The sequence below is a fragment of the Umezawaea sp. genome (genome assembly GCF_036375055.1).
Classification (GTDB): domain Bacteria; phylum Actinomycetota; class Actinomycetes; order Mycobacteriales; family Pseudonocardiaceae; genus Umezawaea.
This window is the reverse complement of the sequence record NZ_DASUSQ010000005.1, coordinates 1-13,451: the sequence shown is the minus strand read 5'-3', so window position 1 is coordinate 13,451 and position 13,451 is coordinate 1. Positions and strand designations below refer to the sequence as shown.

Annotated in this window: 14 protein-coding genes; 3 read left to right on the top strand and 11 right to left on the bottom strand. The window is 70.9% G+C overall.

Features of this window, described 5'->3' with window-relative positions:
• Window positions 1-29 precede the first annotated feature (29 nt).
• Window positions 30-542 carry a GNAT family N-acetyltransferase gene (locus VFZ92_RS01500; protein ID WP_330873816.1) on the top strand — a complete coding sequence of 171 codons (513 nt, stop codon included), beginning with the start codon at window positions 30-32 and terminating at the stop codon, window positions 540-542.
• Here VFZ92_RS01500 and VFZ92_RS01495 read toward each other — a convergent pair.
• Window positions 518-1,150, bottom strand: a complete 633-nt coding sequence (locus VFZ92_RS01495) for an alpha/beta hydrolase (RefSeq protein ID WP_330873815.1) — start codon at window positions 1,148-1,150, stop codon at window positions 518-520. The two genes, VFZ92_RS01500 and VFZ92_RS01495, sit on opposite strands and share 25 nt — an antisense overlap.
• Window positions 1,151-1,862: 712 nt before the next feature.
• Complete coding sequence (locus tag VFZ92_RS01490; protein WP_330873814.1) at window positions 1,863-2,159, bottom strand: hypothetical protein; 297 nt, start codon at window positions 2,157-2,159, stop codon at window positions 1,863-1,865.
• Between the two features lie 47 nt (window positions 2,160-2,206).
• Between VFZ92_RS01490 and VFZ92_RS01485 the strand changes: the two genes are divergently transcribed.
• Window positions 2,207-2,410, top strand: coding sequence for a zinc ribbon domain-containing protein (locus tag VFZ92_RS01485; protein WP_330873813.1), 204 nt, complete (start codon window positions 2,207-2,209; stop codon window positions 2,408-2,410).
• On the opposite strand, the gene VFZ92_RS01480 is transcribed toward VFZ92_RS01485, so the two are convergent.
• From VFZ92_RS01480 to dhaK, 5 genes are all read right to left on the bottom strand, one after another.
• Window positions 2,407-2,958, bottom strand: a complete 552-nt coding sequence (locus VFZ92_RS01480) for a DUF3558 family protein (protein ID WP_330873812.1) — start codon at window positions 2,956-2,958, stop codon at window positions 2,407-2,409. The genes VFZ92_RS01485 and VFZ92_RS01480 overlap by 4 nt on opposite strands.
• A gap of 174 nt (window positions 2,959-3,132) precedes the next feature.
• Window positions 3,133-4,908 carry a 3-hydroxybutyryl-CoA dehydrogenase gene (locus VFZ92_RS01475; protein WP_330873811.1) on the bottom strand — a complete coding sequence of 592 codons (1,776 nt, stop codon included), beginning with the start codon at window positions 4,906-4,908 and terminating at the stop codon, window positions 3,133-3,135.
• Window positions 4,909-5,011: 103 nt separating this feature from the next.
• Window positions 5,012-5,716, bottom strand: a complete 705-nt coding sequence (gene dhaM, locus VFZ92_RS01470) for a dihydroxyacetone kinase phosphoryl donor subunit DhaM (RefSeq protein WP_330873810.1) — start codon at window positions 5,714-5,716, stop codon at window positions 5,012-5,014.
• A gap of 43 nt (window positions 5,717-5,759) precedes the next feature.
• Window positions 5,760-6,398 carry a dihydroxyacetone kinase subunit DhaL gene (dhaL, locus tag VFZ92_RS01465; protein ID WP_330873809.1) on the bottom strand — a complete coding sequence of 213 codons (639 nt, stop codon included), beginning with the start codon at window positions 6,396-6,398 and terminating at the stop codon, window positions 5,760-5,762.
• A 5-nt stretch (window positions 6,399-6,403) separates the two neighbouring features.
• A complete protein-coding gene (dhaK, locus tag VFZ92_RS01460; protein ID WP_330873808.1) occupies window positions 6,404-7,405 on the bottom strand; it encodes a dihydroxyacetone kinase subunit DhaK in 1,002 nt (333 codons plus the stop codon).
• A 140-nt stretch (window positions 7,406-7,545) separates the two neighbouring features.
• Here dhaK and VFZ92_RS01455 point away from each other — a divergent pair, with 140 nt between their 5' ends.
• Window positions 7,546-8,556: an iron-siderophore ABC transporter substrate-binding protein gene (locus VFZ92_RS01455; RefSeq protein WP_330873807.1), complete on the top strand. Its 1,011-nt coding sequence runs from the start codon at window positions 7,546-7,548 to the stop codon at window positions 8,554-8,556.
• Between the two features lie 39 nt (window positions 8,557-8,595).
• On the opposite strand, the gene VFZ92_RS01450 is transcribed toward VFZ92_RS01455, so the two are convergent.
• From VFZ92_RS01450 to VFZ92_RS01435, 4 genes are all read right to left on the bottom strand, one after another.
• Window positions 8,596-10,104, bottom strand: a complete 1,509-nt coding sequence (locus VFZ92_RS01450; RefSeq protein WP_330873806.1) for an aldehyde dehydrogenase family protein — start codon at window positions 10,102-10,104, stop codon at window positions 8,596-8,598.
• 65 nt (window positions 10,105-10,169) lie between these two features.
• Entirely contained in the window at window positions 10,170-11,180 is a 1,011-nt protein-coding gene (locus VFZ92_RS01445; protein ID WP_330873805.1) for a hypothetical protein, read from the bottom strand.
• Window positions 11,181-11,583: 403 nt separating this feature from the next.
• The gene (locus VFZ92_RS01440) at window positions 11,584-11,862 is read right to left on the bottom strand and encodes a hypothetical protein (RefSeq protein ID WP_330873804.1); all 279 of its coding nucleotides are present in this window, start codon (window positions 11,860-11,862) and stop codon (window positions 11,584-11,586) included.
• Between the two features lie 12 nt (window positions 11,863-11,874).
• The coding region (locus VFZ92_RS01435) for a sodium:solute symporter family protein (RefSeq protein ID WP_330873803.1) at window positions 11,875-13,451 on the bottom strand (1,577 nt) is incomplete at its 5' end.

The window sequence follows — 13,451 nt, the reverse complement described above, 5'->3', positions numbered from 1 at the left end:
CCGTCGGACCCCGGCGCTACCGTCGGGGCATGACAGCGCCACCGGACGAACTGCACACCGAACGCCTCCGGCTGCGCCGGGTCGTGCCCGGCGACCTGGCGTCCGCGCTGGCGATCATGGGCGACCCCGAGACGAACCGGCACAACGCGGACGGCACCCCGTCGCCGGAGCGCACGGCCGAGAACCTGGCGGCCTGGCTGCGGCACTGGGTCGAGGACGGCATCGGCTACTGGGCCGTGGAGCTGGCGGGCGAGGTCATCGGGTTCGGCGGCCTGCGCACCCACGACCTGGACGGCGAGCGGACCCTCAACCTCTTCTACCGCTTCACGCCCGCGCACTGGGGCCGCGGTTACGCCCCGGAGATGGCGCGCACGGCGCTGGAGTGGGCCGACCGGGCCCGCCCGGACCTGCCGGTGGTGATCCTCACCGACCCGGACAACACGCCGTCACAGCGCGTGGCGGAGAAGCTGGGCTTCGTCCGCACGACGAACCAGGGGAACCTGCACGTCCACCGCCGTCAGGACTCGACGATCGTCACCTGACGCTTCTCCCACGCCCCGTCCCACGTGCGCGCGAGCGGCGTCCGCACGTCCGGCGCGACCACGCCCACGATCGCGTCGAGCACCTTGTCCGACTGCCCCACCATCAGGTGCCGGGCGTTCTCGAACGGGACCACGGAAGCGCTGGGCAGATCGGCCCCGAACCGCTCCGCGGCTTCGTCGGGCCGCAGGTAGTCGTCCAGTTCGGGCACCAGGCACACCACGGCCTTCCCGGACCGCTCCCACACCCGCAGCTCCGCGGGCGAACTCCACCGCAGCGGCGGCGAGATCAGCACCGCGCCGCGAACACCGGGCAGGCACCCGTGCATCAACGCGAGATCGGTCCCGAACGACCACCCGACCAACCACACACCGGGCAACCCCCGCTCCCGCACGAACTCGACGGCGGAAGCAACGTCGAACTGCTCCCCCACACCCCCGTCGAACGCGCCTTGGCTGCGACCGGCCTCACTGACCGTGCCACGGGTGTTGAACCGCAGAACAGCGATCCCGGCCAGAGCGGGCAACCGCCAAGCAGCCTTGCGGTAGAGGTGCGAGTCCATCATCCCGCCATGCGTGGGCAACGGGTGCAACAACACCAAGGTCGCCACGGGCGCCACCTCGACGGGAAGGGCCAACTCCCCCACCAACTCAAGCCCATCAGCAGTGCGCAGCACGACAGCCTCCCGCACAGCGGGCAACACGGTGTTCGCACCGACCTTCACACCACCCACGACAACCCCTTCACCGAAACCGAAACCCGACCCACCCAACAAACGGGACACGTCCACCGCGAAGCGGGGGCAGAGCCCGTTCCCCACTCCCATCGTGTCTCGCCTTGTTCGTCAAGGCATCTTTCCCACCTTGACACAGCGGGGCATCGAGACGATTGACGGGCGGGGCGAAGTCTGCCCTTGCGGTCCTCGGACCTGCGACGATCCGGTTTCGTCGGTGGTCTGTCGTAGCGTGTGCATCGGGGGGCCCTGCACTATGGGGGACCTCTTTGAGAGTTGCGTGCCGGGGGTGCGGGGGGGTGGAGCCTCCCCCCGGTCGCGCAATTGTCTTCATGGCCGGACGTACCGCGTCAAGGCTGGAAAGACGCCTTGACCCGGCACGGCCGACCATGAGGGCGCTGTGGATCGGGGGCAGGGAGGGGTCTGGACTCGGTCCAGTTGGGTGGGTCCGCTTTGCTGCGGCGGGTTGAGCGCTTCCACTTCTGGTGGGCTTGGTTGGGTGGGGTCCGCTTCGGCTGCGGCGGGTTGGGTGCTTGCGGGCCCGAGACAACGGTCGCCACGGCTTCCCCGCACGACCCGAACCCCGGACTCAATACCCCCGCCGAGGCCTTCGAGTGCGGGAGTTCCAGCACCCCTGGTGCCAGTGCCGTCGTTCCTCCACCGACCCGTAGTCCGCCGCGGGCCACGCGACCACGTGGGGCGTTCCCGGTTGGATCTCGTGGTCGCACCCCGGACACCGGTAGTGCTTCGTCGTCTGCGCCCCGGCCACGTTCCGCACCAGCCACTCGCCGTCCGACGCCGACTCGTTGCGGGCCCAGCCGTGGCCCCCGCCGAGTGGTCGGTCGTCGGCCGACGCTGGTCGTTTGGGGTGGTTGCGGCGTGGCACGAGGGACCAGACTACCGATGGGCCTCCTGGCCGAGGAGAATGGTCGGGTGCCCACCTACGAGTTTCGCTGCAAGGCTTGCGGTTCCACGTTCGACGTCAAGCGGCCGATGAGCGCCTCATCGGAGCCCGCCGACTGCCCCGAGGGCCATTCGGACACGGTGAAGCTGCTGTCCGTCGTCGGGGTGGCGACGGCCGCCGCGGAGGCGCCCCAGGGCGGCGGCGGCTGCTGCGGCGGTGGGTGCTGCGGTTAGCCCTTCGGCTCCTTGGCGAGCAGCACCTCGGCCAGGTGCTTGCCCTGGTCGCAGATGGCGCCGAACTTGTTCGAGCCGTCGATCACGATGATGCCGAGGCCGCCGCCCGCGTAGTCCAGGACGAGCACGCAGGACGGCTGGACCTCGGTGTCGGCGGTGCGGTCCAGGTAGGTGACCTTGCGGCCGTTGAGGTCGTACTCGCCGGAGTTCTCCTGGAGCGCGACGGGCTTGCCCGCGCGGTAGCGGAGGGTGACGCCGACGTCCAGTTCCCCGGATCTGGTCTGCCACTTGCACGACTGGTCGTAGGTGGGGTCGTAGTCGCGGTCCGACGGCGGGCTGCTCTTGTCGGTGCCGGTGTAGGGCAGGTCGCCCCAGCCGATCAGGCCGCACAGGTTCTTGACCGGGTCTGCCGCGGGGTCGTCGGACGTCGACGTGGGCGCCGAGCCCGACGTCGACGGGTAGGGGTCCTCGGACGGGTCGACGGAAGGGTCGGTCGACTCGCCGCCGGGTGAGAAGGGCGAGTCGATGTCCAGTTGCGGTTCCGCCACTGCCGCACCCCGCACCGAGTACGCACATCCGCTCGTCAACCCGAGCAACACCACCAAGAGCGAGATCACCGCGCGCCGCATGACTACCACCATGCCAAACGTGGACGCCCCCGTGTGCGGCGGCCACTGGTATCGGGGGCGCTCCCGCTCATCCGCGCAGCTCACGACGGCGGATCAGGCGTAGTCGCGGAACCCCTTCCCGGTCTTGCGGCCGAGCCGCCCGGCGGTCACGAGGTGCTCCAGGAGCGGAGCGGGGGCGAAGCCCGCTTCGCGGAACTCCAGGTACAGGGTGCGTTCGATCGCCAGCGACACGTCGAGGCCGACGACGTCGAGCAGCTCGAACGGGCCCATGGGCAGGCCGCAGCCGACCTTCATGGCGTTGTCGATGTCGTCGGCGTCGGCGTAGTGGGCTTCGAGCATCTTGACGGCGTCGTTGAGGTACGGGAACAGCAGCGCGTTGACGATGAACCCGGCGCGGTCGCCGCAGTGGACCGGTTGCTTGCCCAGGTCGAGGCACACCGCGCGGGCGGTGGCGACGACGTCGGCGGAGGTGGAGATGGTGTCGACGACCTCCACCAGCTTCATCACCTGCGCGGGGTTGAAGAAGTGCAGGCCGACGACGTCGCCGGGCCTGGCGGTGGCGGCGGCGCACTCGATGACCGGCAGCGACGACGTGGTGGTCGCGAGGATCGCGCCGGGCTTGCAGACCTCGTCCAGCGACCGGAAGACGGCCTTCTTGACCGCCAGGTCCTCGGCGACGGCCTCGACCAGCAGGTCGCAGTCGGCCAGCTCGTCGAACTCCACGGCGGGCGAGACGCGGCCGAGCACGGCCGCGGCGTCCACTTCGGACAGCTTGCCCTTCGACACGGCGCGGTCCAGCGACTTGCGCACCCTCGCGAGCGCCGCCTCGGCCTTGTCGAGGGAGCGGGCGCGCAGCACGACGTCGTAGCCGCGCTTGGCGAACACCTCGACGATGCCGGTGGCCATGGTGCCGGTGCCGATGACGCCGACGCGCCGGACGTCGCGCACCGCGGTGGTGTCCGACGCGGCGGCGGGCGTGTGCACGTCGGGCACGACGGTGGAGGAGTCGGGGCCGTCGTAGGTGTAGAAGCCGCGGCCGGACTTCCGGCCGAGCAGGCCCGCGGTGATCATCTGCTTGAGCACCGGCGCCGGGGCGTGCAGGCGGTTGCGGGACTGGTGGTACATCGTGTCGAGGATCTCGTAGGCCGTGTCGAGGCCGATGAGGTCGAGCAGCGCCAGCGGGCCCATCGGGTAGCCGCAGCCGTAGCGCATGGCGGCGTCGAGGTCTTCCCTCGTGGCGTAACGGGATTCGTACATCCGGACGGCGTGGTTGAGGTAGCCGAAGAGCAGGGCGTTGGCGATGAACCCGGCCCGGTCGCCGATCACGACGGGGGTCTTGCCGAGGCCCTCCACCAGTGCGACGACGTCCGCGACGACGTCGGGCTCGGTGACGACGGACCGGACGACCTCGACCAGCTTGAGCACCTGGGTCGGGTTGAAGAAGTGCAGTCCGACGACCTTGCCGGGGCGTCCGGTGTGGACACCGATCTCGGTGATCGACAGCGACGAGGTGTTGGACGCGAACACGGTGTCGGGCGGGCAGATCCGGTCCAGTTCGGCGAGCACGGAGGCCTTGAGGTCCATGCGTTCCGGCACGGCCTCGACCACGAGGTCGCAGCCCGCGAGGTCCGCGAGCGACGTGCTGGTGCTGATCCGGCCGAGCAGTTCGGCCTTGCCAGCCTCGTCCAGCTTGCCGCGCTCCACGGCCCGCGAGGTCGAGTGCTCCAGGTGGCCGAGACCGCGTTCGATGCCCCGCTCGTCCACGTCCACCGCGATCACCGCGACCCCGGTGCGGGCGAACACCTCGGCGATGCCCGCGCCCATCGTGCCGAGTCCGACCACTCCGACCGTGCTGAACTGGCGCGCCACGACGACCTCCCGGTGCTACCGAACGGTAACTTGTGGCGACTATGCCACGGTCCGGGCGCACCGACGCGTGAGCTTCACCATCGGGATCGTGCAAGTTGCCGGTTCACTCGTCGAAACCGCGCTCCGCCAGCTCCTCGATGCGCCGCAGCGCCTCCTCGGCGTCCGCGCCGCTGGCCACGACCTCGATCCGCGCGCCGCCGGGCGCCCCGAGACCCATCAGCGCCAGCACGCTGCGCGCGTCGGCCTCGTCCCCGTCGAACCGCACGAGCACGTTCGCGTCCAGGTCGGCGATCGTGCGCGCCAGCAGCGCCGACGGCCGCGCGTGCAGCCCGACGTCGTTGGTCAGCACCAGTTCCAGGCTGGCGGCGTTCGTCACCAGCCGCAGCGACGGCCGTCCGCTCGGCTTGACGGCGGTGACCTGGCCCGCGCTGCCGGGGGTGGCGCTCGCCGCCGCCACGCCCACCTCCGCCATCGCCACGCCGCCCTGCGCGGCCACGGCGGCGGCCACCGCGCCCTCGACGAGCGGCGCGTCGACCACGAGCACCCGCCCGTCGTCGACCTCCTCGACCGCCATCTCGGCGACCATCTTGGCGCTGCCGAGGTCGTAGAGCACGACGACGCCCGCCCCGGAGTCGGCCTCGACCACGGCGTCGGCGACCGCGGCGTAGTCCGTGCCCAGCCCGCCCTCGCCGTCCCCGCCCACGGGCAGCACGTCGACGTCGGGCGCCATCTGCCCGGCCAGCTCCGCGACGCCCTCGGCGAGCTTGCGGCTGTGCGAGACGACCACCAGCCCGACCAGCGCGGTCATCGGGTGCCGCCCCGACGGTCGGCCGGGGTTTCGGGGTGAGCGGTCATCGCTGGCCGCTCGCCACGTCGGCGAAGGTGCGCAGCAGCAGCGCGGTGGAGCGGGCGCCGGGGTCCATGTGCCCGATGCTGCGCTCCCCCAGGTACGACGCGCGCCCCTTGCGGGCCAGCACGAGCACCGTGGAGTCCGCGCCCTCGGCCGCCGCGTCGGCGGCGGCGCGCAGGAGGGCCGGGACGTCCTCGTCGCGCTCCACCGCGCCCTCGGCCGCCAGCACGGCGGGCAGCAGCGCGTCCACCATCGTCTTGTCGCCGCGCTCGGCCTTGCCGCGCGCGACCACGCCGTCCAGCGCGGCGCGCAGCGCGAGCGCCACGGTGGCCGCGTCCAGCTCGCCGGTGTCCTTGACGGCCGTCGCGGCCCGCAGGAACGCCGTGCCGTACAGCGGCCCGGCCGCGCCGCCGACCTTGGAGATCAGCGTCATGGCGACCAGCTTCAGCACGCCGCCCGGCGAGTCGGGGGCGTCGCGCTCCAGCGCGGTCACGAGGGCCGCGAAGCCGCGGTGCATGTTCTCGCCGTGGTCGCCGTCGCCGATCTCCCGGTCGAGCCTGCTCAGCTCCTCCCGGTGCTCCTCCAGCACCTTGGCCGCCGTCCGCATCGCGACGGCCACCCCGTGCCCAGAACACGCCACCACGGTCAGACCCCCCAGCGGAGAGCGGCCGTGTGGACCGGTGCGTCCCACAGGTCGAGCAGTTCGTCGTCCAGCTCCAGCACGGTGAGGCTCATGCCCTGCATCTCCAGACTGGTGACGAAGGGTCCGACCAACCGGCGTTCCACCACGATCCCCCGTTCCGCCAGCAACCGCTCCGCGATGCCGTGCGCCAGGTAGAGCTCGATGAGCGGGGTCCCTCCCATCCCGTTGGTGAACAGCAGCACGCGGTCGCCGTCCGCGAGCGGCATGTCCTCCAGGATCGGGTCCAGCAGGCTCCTGACCATCTCGTCGGCGGTGCCGATCTTCACCCGGCGCCTGCCGGGCTCGCCGTGGATGCCGATGCCGAGTTCGATCTCGTCCTCGGCGAGGGTGAAGCCGGGCTCGCCCGCGTGCGGCACGGTGCCCGCCGCGAGCGCGAGGCCCATCGACCGGACCCGGCCGACCACCCGGCGCGCCAGCGCCTCGCAGCCGTCGAGGTCGACCCCGCGTTCGGCGGCGGCCCCGACGACCTTCTCCAGCAGCAGCGTCCCGCCGACGCCGCGCCTGCCCGCGGTGTAGAGCGAGTCGGTCACGGCCACGTCGTCGTCGATCACGACGGTGCGGACCTCCACGCCGTCGGCGGCGGCCAGCTCGGCGGCGGTCTCGAAGTTGAGCACGTCGCCGGTGTAGTTCTTCACGACCAGCAGCGCCCCGGCGCCCGCGTCGGTCCTCCGCACGGCGGCCTGGACCTGGTCGGGGGTCGGCGAGGTGAACACGTGGCCGGGGCAGGCGGCGTCGAGCATCCCCCGGCCGACGAAACCGCCGTGGAGGGGCTCGTGGCCCGCTCCGCCGCCGGAGATGACGGCCACCTTGCCCGGCACGGGGGCGTCCGCCCGGACGACCACGGTGGGGTCGAACTGGACCGCGATCAGGTCCTGGTGGGCCAAGGCCATCCCCTTCAGGGATTCCTCGACCACTGTGGACGGATCATTGATGATCTTCTTCACCGTTGCCTCCCGATCGCCGCTGACCGATGCCATTAGTACCCCACGTCACGAGTCGTCGTAACGGCACAACGCCCTCGACTACGGTTAGGAAGGCCTAATAAGTCCAGCTCAGTGACCTTGAGTAGCGAAGGATTCGCGCTGTGTCGAACCGAAGGACCATCTGGGCGGCAGCGCTCGCCTGCACCCTCGCGCTGACGGCGTGCGGCCAGACGGCGCAACCCGCCGGACAGCCCGCCGTGGCACAGGGCGGAGCGGAGTTCGGCCAAGCGGGCGACAAGAGCAAGACGTTCGGCACCGACGCGGAGCCCGGCGTGTTCCCCCGCACGATCCGCCACGCGATGGGCGAGACGACGCTGGAGAAGAAGCCGGAGCGGGTCGTCGTGCTCGACGGCGGCGAACTGGACAACGTGGTCGCGCTGGGCGTCAAGCCCGTCGGCGTCGCGTTCCCCGACGGCGCGCCGACCATGCCGCCCTACATCGGCGACAAGGCGGGCACGCCGGAGAACGTCGGCACGATCGGCTCGCTGAACCTGGAGGCGATCGCCGAGCTGCGGCCGGACCTCATCCTCGGCTCGCGGCTGCGCGAGGAGGCCCAGTACGCCAAGCTCTCCGCCATCGCGCCCACCGTGTTCGCGGTCCGCCCCGGCTACACCTGGAAGGAGAACTTCCGGCTCAACGCCGCCGCGCTCGACCGCGTCGCCGACGCTCGGAAGATGCTCGCCGACTACACCGCGCACGCCGAAGCCGTCGGCAACGCCGTGGAGCAGGAGTTCGGCAAGCGCCCGACCATCTCGATGGTCCGGTTCCTCGCGGGCAAGACCAGGCTGTACGCCAGGAAGTCGTTCATCGGCACGATCCTGATCGACGCGAAGCTCCCGCAGCCGGAGAGCCAGCAGGTCGACGACCTCGCGGTGGAGGTCAGCACCGAGCAGATCGGCAAGGCCGACGCCGACTGGATCCTCTACGCCACCTACGGCGACGCGTCCAAGACCGCGCGGCAGGAGATCCTCGGAGGGCCGCTGTGGGCGGGCCTGACCGCGGTGAAGGCGGGCCACGCGAAGCCGGTCGCGGACGAGACGTGGTTCCTCGGGCTGGGCGTCATCGGCGCCGAGGCCGTGCTGACCGACCTGGAGAAGCAGGTCTCGAACTGAACCGGGGCCCGGTGCGGGGTCTCCGCACCGGGCCGCCGGTCACCGGCCGTAGAGCAGCCTGGTGAGCCGGACGACGTGGCGCACGGTCCGCGAGCCGCGGTCGTAGGTCATCGGGTTCAGCAGCGCCCGGAAGCGCAGCCGGGTCACCGACTGCGGGGTGGTGAACTCGCGCAGCCCGTCGTCACCGTGGATGCGGCCGAACCCGGAGTCGCCGACGCCGCCGAAGGGCAGGCCGGGGATCGCCGCGAACGCCAGCACGGCGTTCACCGACACCATGCCGCAGCGCAGCTTGCGGGCCAGCTCCTCACCACGGCCGCGGGAGAACACCGAGCCGCCGAGCCCGTAGCGCAGCGCGTTGGCCAGCCGGACGCCCTCGTCGGCGTCGGGCACCCTGGTGATCACCAGGGTCGGGCCGAACGTCTCCTCGGTCACGGCCGTGGACTCCTCCGGCACGTCCACGAGCACGATCGGCGCGACGTACGGCGGCCGGATCGAGTCCAGCCCGCCGACGACCGCCCGGCCGCCCCGGTCCAGGGCGTCGCGCACGTGCGCCTGGATGACCTCGACCTGGCGCGGCATGGTGATCGGCCCGAACGGGGCGTTGGGCTCACCGCCGGGCCGCAGCTTCGACGCCTGCCTCGTGACCAGCTCGATGAACTCGTCCGCCACGGCCTCGGCCACGTAGACGCGCTCCACGCCCGCGCAGGTCTGGCCGGAGTTGAAGATCCCGCCCCACACGGCCGCCGCGGCGGCGGCCTTCACGTCCGCGTCGTCCGCGACGATCAGCGCGTCCTTGCCGCCGCACTCCACGAGCACCGGCGTCAGCGTCTCGGAGCAGGCCGCCATGACGCGCTTGCCGGTCGGCGTGGAGCCGGTGAACGCGACCTTGTCGACGCCTGCCCGGCACAGCGCCGCGCCCGTCTCGCCGAAGCCCGTCACGACCTGGAACAGGTCGGCGTGCTCGGGCGAGGCCTCGGCGAACGTCCTGGCGAGGAACTCGCCGACGCCGGGGGTGTACTCGCTGGGTTTGAACACCACGGCGTTGCCCGCGGCGAGCGCGTACGCGATGGAGCCCAGCGGCGTGAACGCCGGGTAGTTCCACGGGCCGATCACGCCGACCACGCCCAGCGGCTTGTACTCGACGCTCGCGGCGTGGTTGTACATCAGCATGCCGGGCGACACGCGGCGCTTGCCGAGCACGCGGCTCGCGTGCTTGCCCGCCCAGTGCAGGTGGTCGACGACCAGCGCCAGCTCGGTGCGCGCGTCGTCGGCCGACTTGCCGGTCTCGTTGCTGATCAGCGCCTGGAACTCGTCGAGCCTGCGGACCAGGAGCTTGCGCCACGCGTCGAGCCGGGCGCGCCTGCCGTCGAAGCCCAGCGCGGCCCACTCCTCGCCCGCGGTGCGGGCCCGCGCCACGGCGGCCTCGACGTCGGCGGCGGTGTGCACCGGGTGGTGGCCGACGACCTCGCCCGTGCGCGGGTCCAGTGACGCGAACCGCGTCTGGTCGCCGTCCGCTTCGGTGGACTCGGCCGGGGCGGTCTGCGTCATGAGCCCTCCAGAGGTGCTGCGGGGTTACCCAAGAGTAGGGGAATTCCGCACCACAGTAAGCCCCATCAGGGCTTGGGGAGCTTCGGCAGGAGCGCCTTGGCGAACGCCTGGGCCTTCGCGCAGCGGTCGAACTGCGCGTCCTTCGGGCCCGCGGACTTCACCTCGACCACCTCGCCGTCGTCGTCCTCACCCCTGAGCTGGACCCACTTGATCGTGCACGACGGGAACGAGGTGGCGGTGTCGACCTGGTACGCCTTCACCCCGCCGAGGTCGATCTCGGTCTGCTTGGAGTCGAACTTGTCGTCCTTCGGGACGAACCCGCCGCGGAAGTCGAGGGTCATCTCGGCGTCGTCGCCGACCCACGAGCAGTTGTGCAGGCCGTACGGGTAGACGCGCGGTGACTTGTCCGACGCCTCGACCACGGCGGCGTCCGACGGCAGCGCGCACGGGTCGAGCGTGATCAGCGAGCCCTTGGGCGCGGTCCGGACGGCCGTCTTGCCCTTGGCCAGCTTCACCACGGACTCGGCGACCTTGCGGCCGGGCACGCACCCGTCGCCGTCCTTGTAGCCGATCTGCACGGTGAACGCGAGGCCCGGCTCCTCCTGGGTGATGACCGAGACGAAGCACGCGCTGCCCTCCAGCACCTGCTCGTAGCTGCGCAGACCGGCGAGCGTCTTGTCCGCCTTCTTGATCTCGCTGGTCATGGTCTGCCCGACCTCGACGGTGATCGAGAGGTCCTTGCCGTCCTTGTCCTGCATGAAGTTGGAGCAGCGGCTGAACCCGCCCGGCACGGCCTCGTCCGGCTTGCCCAGCTCCTTGAGCGCGTCGGCGTCCAGGAGCTTGCACGGGTCGAGCAGCCGCAGCTTGTCGACGGAGAACGCCGGGTCGGCGGGTTCACCCGTGGTCGTGGTGCCGGTCACGGGTTTGTCCGACGGGTCGGCGGCGTTCGCCTGGATCGTGCTGCGCGGGAACGGCGGCTGCTTCGCGAGCGCGTCGGACCCGCACCCTGCGGCGAGCAGGGCGAGCGCGCTGAGGGCTGCGGCGACCGCGGGGAAGGTGCGGGTGGGACGGGGCACGAGGTGCACGGTAGCGAGCGGTGCTGACGTGCGCGGACCGAACCCCCGAACCCACAGGCGATCGACAGCGGTTCGTCGTCCGACCGACACCGGGAGCGTGGTCGAGGTCACGGAGGGCTTCGGGAACGATTCAGAAGATCGACGCGATGTAACTGGTGGAAGCACTCCCCGTCGAAAGGAACCCGTGTTGGGCAAGCACCGGAACAAGCGCTCGGCGATCGGTCGCACCGTGGGCCGCGCGGTCCGCTGGATCGACGACTGGACCGTCGAGGCGTTCAACCCCCGGACGCGCAGCGTTCGAAACGCCTTCCCTTCGAACGCTGCGCGTTCAGAGTCCTACCCGCGGTAGTGACCGGCCGAGGACTCCCCCGACCCGTCACGAGCCCGGCAGCGTCGCCGAGGCTCACCCCTGGTGGGGCGCTTCCCCGGCCCTGGTCCCCTCGGGGACCTCGTCGGGCACGATCAGCGGCTTCGTGAACGTCCACACGCCGAAGAACGCGGCGAGCGCGAGCATCCCGAGCCCGGACCAGAGGTTGATGTTCAACCCGTCCGCCTTGGCCAGGTCCTCGTCGCTGGTGAAGCCCAGCCCCACGATCGTCAGGATGACCCCGTACACGCCGAACAGCACGGCGATGATCAGGCGCAGGTCGAACAGACCCGCCCGGTGTCCCTTCTCGGCCATCGTCTACCTCCCTCAGCCGAAGATGATGTAGAGCGCGGCGGTCAGGGCGAGCACCCCGCCGCCGAGCAGCGCGGGCGAGCGGTACCACCCGGCGTCGTCGCCCGTGGTGGAGTGGGTGCGGTCCGCCTTGGGCGTGAGGCTGTAGACCAACCCGCCCAGCTGCTTCTCCGGCACCGGCTTCGTGAACATCGTGACGACCACGCTGACCACGATGTCGAGCACGAACGCGACGCTGGCGCCGACGAAGCTGGCGCCCTGGCCCGGCAGGTCGAGCACGCCGAGCAGCTTCGGGTCCGCCATCACGAAGACCGCGACGGCGCCGAGCGTGCCCGCCACGAGGCCGATCCAGCCCGCCGCCGCGGACATCCTCTTCCAGAACATGCCGAGGATGAACGTGGCGAACAGCGGCGCGTTGAAGAACCCGAAAAGCGTCTGGAGGTAGTCCATCAGGTTCGTGTAGCCCGACGCGATGATCGCCGTCCCGATCGCCGCCACCGTCGCGCCGACGGTCGCCCAGCGACCGACGTTGAGGTAGTAGTGGTCGGGCCGGTCCTTCTTCACGTACTGCTGCCACAGGTCGTAGCTGAAGACGGTGTTGAAGGCCGAGATGTTGGCCGCCATGCCGGCCATGAACGCGGCCAGCAGGCCGGCCAGCGCCACCCCGAGCAGGCCGTTGGGCAGCACGTCGCGGATCAGCATGAGGATCGAGTTGTTGTAGTCGAAGTCCGCGTCGCCGGCCGCCTTGGCCTCGATGACCTCCGGGACCAGCACCGTGGCGATCAGCCCCGGGATCACCACGATGAACGGCACGAACATCTTCGGGAACGATCCGATGATCGGCGTGCTCCGGGCGGCGGACATCGAGTGGGTGGCCATGGCGCGCTGCACCTCGACGAAGTTCGTCGTCCAGTAACCGAAGGAGAGCACGAACCCGAGACCGAAGATGATCCCGATGCTCGACCACACCGGGTTCTCGAACCCGGACAGCTCCGTGGCCGGCCACGAGGAGAGCTGCTCGTCGCTGCCTGCCTCGGTCACCTTGTCGACCAGGCCGCCGATCCCACCGACCCGGTGCAGCCCGATGAGGGTGAGCGGCAGCAGCGCGGCCACGATCACGAAGAACTGCAGGACCTCGTTGTAGATCGCGGCCGAGAGCCCGCCGAGGGTGATGTAGCTCAGGACGACGGCCGCGGCGGCGATCAGCGAGACCCACAGCGGCCAGCCGAGCAGCGCGTTGACGATAGTGGCCAGCAGGTACAGGTTGATGCCGGCGATGAGCACCTGGGCGGTGGCGAAGCTGATCGCGTTGACCAGGTGGGCGCCGGTGCCGAACCGGCGGCGCATGAACTCGGGGACGCTGCGGACCTTCGACCCGTAGTAGAAGGGCATCATCACGACGCCCAGGAAGAGCATCGCGGGGACGGCGCCGATCCAGAAGTAGTGCATGGTGGCCATGCCGTACTGCGCGCCGTTGGCCGACATGCCCACGATCTCGACCGCGCCGAGGTTGGCCGAGATGAACGCCAGCCCGGTGACCCACGCGGGCAGGGACCGGCCGGACAGGAAGAAGTCGAGGCTGTCGGAGACGC

What these genes read in the sequence shown, in the direction of transcription:
- VFZ92_RS01440 (WP_330873804.1), bottom strand. Translation starts at nt 11,862, where the DNA reads ATGGCCGAGAAGGGACACCGGGCGGGTCTGTTCGACCTGCGCCTGATC.
- dhaM (WP_330873810.1), bottom strand. Translation starts at nt 5,716, where the DNA reads ATGACCGCGCTGGTCGGGCTGGTGGTCGTCTCGCACAGCCGCAAGCTC.
- VFZ92_RS01500 (WP_330873816.1), top strand. Translation starts at nt 30, where the DNA reads ATGACAGCGCCACCGGACGAACTGCACACCGAACGCCTCCGGCTGCGC.
- VFZ92_RS01450 (WP_330873806.1), bottom strand. Translation starts at nt 10,104, where the DNA reads ATGACGCAGACCGCCCCGGCCGAGTCCACCGAAGCGGACGGCGACCAG.